Here is a 6,280-nt window from a genome sequence, read left to right on the forward strand (position 1 = left end):
TTGGAAAATCAAATAATCACTATAAAGATCAAGCATATCCATTTAATTCCCTCCCTAAAATTAAGGGCGGAATTCTAATGCTTTTTAGTCAAACTACAAGTTTATGTGCGTAACATGAGTTTATTAGAAAAATATCCATATAAATCGAGGCATTCTGAAGTGGTTAATTGCCTATATAAGTTTACCATCTCTTGAGAAAAAACCTGCTCATCGCGGGCATCAATTACTTGTCGTAAAACCATCGCGGTATCAATAAAACGACAAGGGTCAAACCTAAATTTATAAGCAGTAAAAATAGCTTGAATAAGATGAACTTTATCTAATTTATTTTCCAAACTGGTGACGCTTAATTTAAATAACTTTACCGCCTCCAAAATTAAGGTTTGATAAGAAGAATGAACTTCAAATGTAATGCCAGGGGGCAAATCTTTACTATGGCATAAAAAATCGACCTCGGGCTTTATACCATTAAGGGCCGCCACTTTGTATAGCTGTTGCCTTAATAAAGTAAGATAGGAATGCAAATGCTCTATTTTTAATTGCAAGGAGATTCGTTTTTCTGGGTGAAGATTTTTTTCTAACTGCTCAGGAAATAAGGTGTAAAAAAATAAAGCATTAATTAGGTGAACGCATTCAGGAGAGGCAAAAAAATCGATAGCATAGAGTAGCTGTTGCTTAGGCCAGGCCTGAAAATCAATACTCATCGGCGTATTTTGATTCCAATAATGAATGAGCCCTACAAGCCAAATTTTTAAATCCCCTGTTAGGAATAACTTATAAATCCCATCATTGACAGAATAAGGGGCCTCTGGCTGCATAGATTCTAAATGAGCTTGTTTAATATAAAAATATAAAGTAAGGATATCGATGGTCAAATTTTTTTCCTCTTCACTATTTGCGCCATGTAATTGCTGCTTTAATTTTAGTAGCAATTGATAGTGCTCAAACCAAGCTTTCGGTTTATCATGCTCTAAGGTTTGGAAAAAGGAGGGCGAGATAGCCGCTCCCATTAAGGATAAGTAACTAAGGTATTTATCAATTAGCAGCTGGCATAGATTGGCGACTTCTACAAAATAATTAGGCTGCTGATTTTTTGCTTTAATTAAGCGCGCCAAATGGGCTTCTAAATTCCGAAGCTCATATTTTAATTGCGCTTTAATGCGGATGGGTTCTGTTAGCAATAACTTGTCTAGCACGATATCCTTGTGCTCCATGCATTTCTCCCTTATGCCCATAGCTTAATTCACATCCCCCAAGCTAAGATTTGAATCTAGAGCTAGTATTCTTTACACTAGGCCTTATCTCCATTTAAGCAAAGGCCTGTGATGCTGGGTGATTATTTATTAATTATAGACACTGCTCCGGTGGATAAAGACTTAAAAGAATATTTTCTGCACTTCAATATTGAGATTATCCAAAAATCCTATTTAGATATAGAACATCACTATGAACAGCAACCACTAGCGATCATAATTAGTAGTTCAATCTTAAAAAAAAATCCCGGCTTAATTTCTGAGCTTTATAAAAACTACCAGCTCCCGCTATTGATTAGCGGTGAGGAACCCAATGATGGGTTCTCTATCCAGATGCTTGAAGAAGGAGCTGATGATTTCATGTTAAAGCCTTTATATCCTCGCGAGCTTCATGCCCGAATTAAAGCGATAAAAAGACGGGTCACAAGCACAGGACAAACGCAAGATAAGGAGATATTGAGTTTTATGCAATGGCGGGTGTATCCCGCTTCAAGACAACTATTTAATCAAAGCAATGAAGAGCTCTTTTTAAGTGCTGGGGAATATGAACTGCTACTAATATTTCTCCACAATCCACAAAAAATTTTAGATCGCGAGTTTTTATTACAGCTTACTAAAAATGTGGATTTAAGCCCTTTTGACCGCAGAATTGATGTACAAATAAGTCGATTAAGGCAAAAAATAGAAAATGATGCCAAAAAACCCACTTTAATTAAAACGATTCGCAATGCTGGATATATTTTTACTGCTACCGTTGCAACGATTAGGTAAATTCTAATTATTTATCAGCTTAGGTTAAAAAACTTATGACAAAAATATTAGTAGAGATGGACAAATTCGCCCTTATTACTAATCCTGATGATCAATTAATCACCGAGGGGATAAGCACCTGTATTGCCTTTGTGGTCAATGGGGTTTATTTAAATAAGGACAATAAACCCCTGAATTTTGCTGCTTTATATCATTGGTCAGGGTTTGGGGAAGAAGAAATCGATCCTAATGGCCACACTAAAGAACTTATTAAACGGTTTTTTAACACTATACGTAGTGTTTTGCAGTTAGAGTCAATACAACCCATAACCCTTACAAATCTCCATTTTATTGGGGGAGAAAAAGCCCAATATAATAAATCGGGCGAGCTGGAATTGTCTGGAACTGAAAAAGAAGTTGAGGCCTTAATTCACACCGTTAAACATTTTCGATTTAATAAATGCAGATTTATTCTGGCTCAAGGAGCCATTCAACATTCGCATTTTTTAACTGAAAATGAAGACCTAATTGATATAACAGTTCAACTCAATCAGTGCGAATTTAAATTAGAACAGCACAGAGATATGGAAGAAGGCGAAGAACAACACTCTTCAATGAGACCCAAATAAACCGCACCATTTCATACAATAGTGCGGCATTTTTTTAGATTTTTTTATGGCTATCTGACTCATTCATCGTTGGTTTTGCTTGAGAAGAACTTGCTGAAGAATGATGCAACATAGTTCCTCCATGTTTTGCCTCGGAAGCAGCGCCATGGGTCATACTCGCGCTACTTGGCTTACTTGCGGCTGAGTTAGTAGGTTTGGCTACTGGCTTCTTGCTTACAGAACTTGATTTAGAAGCCGTGGATTTTTGGGGGCTTGCTGTTTTTGCTTTCGCTGATATAGACTTCGCGGCAGTCGATGGAGCGGAAACTGACTTCGCTTTGCTGGAATGAGATTTCGTTTTGCTTGTAGCCGTTTTCGCCACGCTCGATTTACCCGCGTTTTTTATACTATCTGAGCTTGCGGTTTTAGTAGTATGAGCACCCAATTTGGTTAAGCTACCAAAATCTTTAGTATCTTTTATCGACGTTTCAAAATTTTTTAACCAATGCTTTTCCATGATATTGAATATATTTTGCATGTAGGCTATAGCCGTATGGCTATTTTCAATAAGTACTTCTAAATTCTTTTCCATCATTTCTTCGGGCCTACGCATAGATAAAAATTCATTTGGCATCAAATAGGAAAAACTTTGCATGGCCCGCATATTTAAATCCATAAGTTCTTTTACTGGAGTTTCTAAAGAGTGGGCAAAGGGGTTCATATTTTTTTGTTGAAAGTATTGATTTAGCACGTCATTCTCCTTATGTTGCATTGCACAAAATAAAGATTAGTACATTATATTATTTTGTCAACTACTTTATTGAGTTCCTCTCCTGAGGCTTCCGACTCAGCCTTGCGGCTCAAACCTCTAAATAAAGAAAATTTTTCATGGCGGCGCTTTTTTTGTTGTTCCAAATACTTATCGATCCTATTTAAACGAGCATTTTCACGCCAAAACAATAAATCGCGATCTTTAATAGATAGACGGTCGGTAAATACCTCACCCCCATCATTAGAAGAGATATGATGCACCGAAGAAATGGTATTATCGACGTAGGTAGCTCCTGCTGCCCCAAAACTCCAGCGCTGCCCCTGAACATCAGGAATGGTAATGTTGCCATTATAAAAAAAGATATGAAAACTAGTGCGCAATAAATGGGTTTTGAATAAGTTAGCAAGGACTTTATTTTTTTCATGGATCCCACAGCAATAAAGATGAACCTTGGCTAAGCAATGGACAACAGGCAATAAATCATTGGTGAAACGCTCAGCAAGAGTTAGCATATTGATACATTGAGCCACTGCAAGCTTTGCATTATTTCCCACCTCTAAGTGTTGAGTTCTATAACCATGCGCACAAATATAAACAGAACTTAAGGGCTCAATTAAATCCTGATCGAAATCTTCTCCTTGATAAATAATTATTAAAGGTTCTTTGGAGTTTTTTTGGTGATTTACTTGCCATTGGTTTACTAAAGAACTTAAATCACCCGCCAATATTCTAGGGAAAGGAATATAAAGAATAATCATAAATTTGAATAAAATAATAATAATTTATATAATATAAGGCCATTATGCATAAACAGCAACAATTAGAATAAAAACAGCCCCTTATGAACAAGAAATTTATCTTCGTATTAATGCTCCTTGGTTTTATGTCATTGGCAATGAGCCAACAGAACTCTAAAGATAGAATCCACTCTTTGCCCGGTTTAGGAAAACTTAACCATTTAGAATTTGCAGGTTATCTTCCTCTTGCTTCTAAAATTAGGGGCAAACCGGGGGGTAATTTGTTTTATTGGTATGTAGAAAACCTAGAACAGCAAAAAAATGCCCCCCTAGTACTATGGCTAAATGGGGGGCCTGGAGCCGCCAGTATGTATGGCTTTTTAATGGAAAATGGGCCTTATAGTGTCAACCCTGATTTAAGCCTAAAGAAAAGAGCTGACTCTTGGACGCAAAAAGCCGATTATTTAATTATCGATCAACCAGCCGGAGTAGGTTTGTCTTATGGAGAGCAGGATAGTTATGCGAATGAAGACGAGGCAATGGACCAACTTTATCATGCCTTAAATCAATTTTTCACCCGCTACCCCCATTTAAAGAAAAAAGCCTTTTATCTTGCCGGAGAATCCTATGCGGGGAAATACCTACCACAATTAGCAATGCGTATAATCACAGGCAATAAGAATAATAAAACGCCTATTCATTTAAAGGGGCTGATGATTGGCGATGCGTGGGTAAACCCTAAAGTCCAGCAAGCGGCAAATATTGATTATGCCTATTATCATGGGCTTATTGATGAACAAGACCGCCCTTTCGTGATGAAACTCTATAAGGATTGTGTCCAAGAAATAGACAAGCAAAAACCATCGAGCAAAAAAGCCAATCGAGTATGTATGAAAATTCAAAATTTTATTCAACAACAAAGTGGCCAATTAAACCTGGCCAATATTGCCAAAGGGGTGGAGCCCGATGATCAGCACATGATTGCTTATTTAAACAAGCCTGAAGTACGTAGCGCATTGCATGTCGATCCGCGCGTTAAGAAATTTACTACCTTTAGTGAGGTGGTGGCGGATAAATTAGAACTTGGCGAGCAAGATTCCGTCGCTGAACTCTATCCCGAGTTATTAAAGGCGGGAATAAAAATTCTCCTCTATAATGGTTTAGAAGACGGTAAGGATTCTAATTTTTTAAGTACTCAGCGTTGGTTATCCCAGTTAAACTGGACTTATAAAAATGAGTTTAAAGAGGCATCACGATGCGTATGGTTTATAAGTAACAAAAAAGTGGCGGGTTATGCTAAAGCAAGCCACGGGTTAACCCTGGTGACGATTCGTAATGCGGGTCATTTAGCACCGATAGATCAGCCTGAAGCCTTATTGGATTTATTTCATCATTTTATTGAGAATAAAACTTTGTGCTAAGGACAAAGCCTTAGCACTGAAGTAGAATTACATAATTCGACAACTTTCCTCATTGTCACTGTCTAGAGAGCTTGTCATTGCAGAAGCAAGGGACACCGGTCTTCTTGCAAACATCGATAATAGGTATAATTTAGAGAGTTCTTTTTCAAATTTTTCGGCTTGGACAGCTTTCTCATAACTCTCAGCCTCACTCTCGGTTAACCTCGACCCTTCCTCCCAAAGGGCTTCAACCGAGCTGCCTTTAAACTCTTTATAGTAAGAAACAAATTTTTCTAAAATGTCCTCTACTTCACCTTCTTGAAAGAACTTAAATACCGCCGCATCATGCTCTGATGCATTTTGTTGTTGCCAAAACTTATTGAGGTAAGCCGCTAAAAGTTCTGGCGTAACCTCAGAGGTAAACTCACGATGGAAATGGCTCGTCTCAGTTTCGCCGCTATGAGTATGGTTTCTCTTAATGTGTGGGGCATCAGGCCCCCGGATCCAGTCAGGGTTATAATGGGGCATTGAGCTTAAAAAATGATCATCCAGATGGTGCCAGGCATTTAGCGCTGCCGAGATTTGTTTACTATCATCACCATAAAAATACAAGGTGATTGTATTTTTTGAAATTTGCAATTTAACTCATGTTACGCACATAAACTTGTAGTTTGACTAAAAAGCATTAGAATTCCGCCCTTAATTTTAGGGAGGGAATTAAATGGATATGCTTGATCTTTATAGTGATTATTTGATTTTC

At 37.6% G+C, this 6,280-nt stretch carries 7 protein-coding genes; 3 read left to right on the top strand and 4 right to left on the bottom strand.

Going from position 1 to position 6,280, the window contains the following annotated elements:
* Positions 1 to 101 precede the first annotated feature (101 nt).
* On the bottom strand, positions 102 to 1,214 hold the full coding sequence (locus ELY15_RS12650) for a hypothetical protein (protein WP_127100591.1): 1,113 nt from the start codon (positions 1,212 to 1,214) through the stop codon (positions 102 to 104).
* Between the two features lie 111 nt (positions 1,215 to 1,325).
* On the opposite strand from ELY15_RS12650, the gene ELY15_RS12655 reads away from it, so the two are divergent.
* Together ELY15_RS12655 and ELY15_RS12660 are read left to right on the top strand one after the other, a co-directional pair.
* Positions 1,326 to 2,024 carry a winged helix-turn-helix domain-containing protein gene (locus tag ELY15_RS12655; RefSeq protein ID WP_127100603.1) on the top strand — a complete coding sequence of 233 codons (699 nt, stop codon included), beginning with the start codon at positions 1,326 to 1,328 and terminating at the stop codon, positions 2,022 to 2,024.
* A gap of 35 nt (positions 2,025 to 2,059) precedes the next feature.
* Complete coding sequence (locus tag ELY15_RS12660) at positions 2,060 to 2,632, top strand: hypothetical protein (RefSeq protein ID WP_127100593.1); 573 nt, start codon at positions 2,060 to 2,062, stop codon at positions 2,630 to 2,632.
* Positions 2,633 to 2,666: 34 nt separating this feature from the next.
* On the opposite strand, the gene ELY15_RS12665 is transcribed toward ELY15_RS12660, so the two are convergent.
* Together ELY15_RS12665 and ELY15_RS12670 are read right to left on the bottom strand one after the other, a co-directional pair.
* A complete protein-coding gene (locus ELY15_RS12665; protein WP_127100595.1) occupies positions 2,667 to 3,362 on the bottom strand; it encodes a hypothetical protein in 696 nt (231 codons plus the stop codon).
* Positions 3,363 to 3,406: 44 nt separating this feature from the next.
* Positions 3,407 to 4,141, bottom strand: coding sequence for a hypothetical protein (locus ELY15_RS12670; RefSeq protein WP_127100597.1), 735 nt, complete (start codon positions 4,139 to 4,141; stop codon positions 3,407 to 3,409).
* 83 nt (positions 4,142 to 4,224) lie between these two features.
* On the opposite strand from ELY15_RS12670, the gene ELY15_RS12675 reads away from it, so the two are divergent.
* Positions 4,225 to 5,541 carry a S10 family peptidase gene (locus tag ELY15_RS12675; RefSeq protein WP_127100599.1) on the top strand — a complete coding sequence of 439 codons (1,317 nt, stop codon included), beginning with the start codon at positions 4,225 to 4,227 and terminating at the stop codon, positions 5,539 to 5,541.
* Positions 5,542 to 5,568: 27 nt separating this feature from the next.
* Here ELY15_RS12675 and ELY15_RS12680 read toward each other — a convergent pair whose 3' ends face one another.
* Positions 5,569 to 6,159 (bottom strand): hypothetical protein, encoded by a 591-nt coding sequence (locus tag ELY15_RS12680; RefSeq protein WP_127100601.1) that lies wholly within the window; start codon positions 6,157 to 6,159, stop codon positions 5,569 to 5,571.
* Positions 6,160 to 6,280: the final 121 nt, after the last annotated feature.

The organism is Legionella sp. km772, from assembly GCF_003989735.1.
Lineage (GTDB): Bacteria > Pseudomonadota > Gammaproteobacteria > Legionellales > Legionellaceae > Legionella.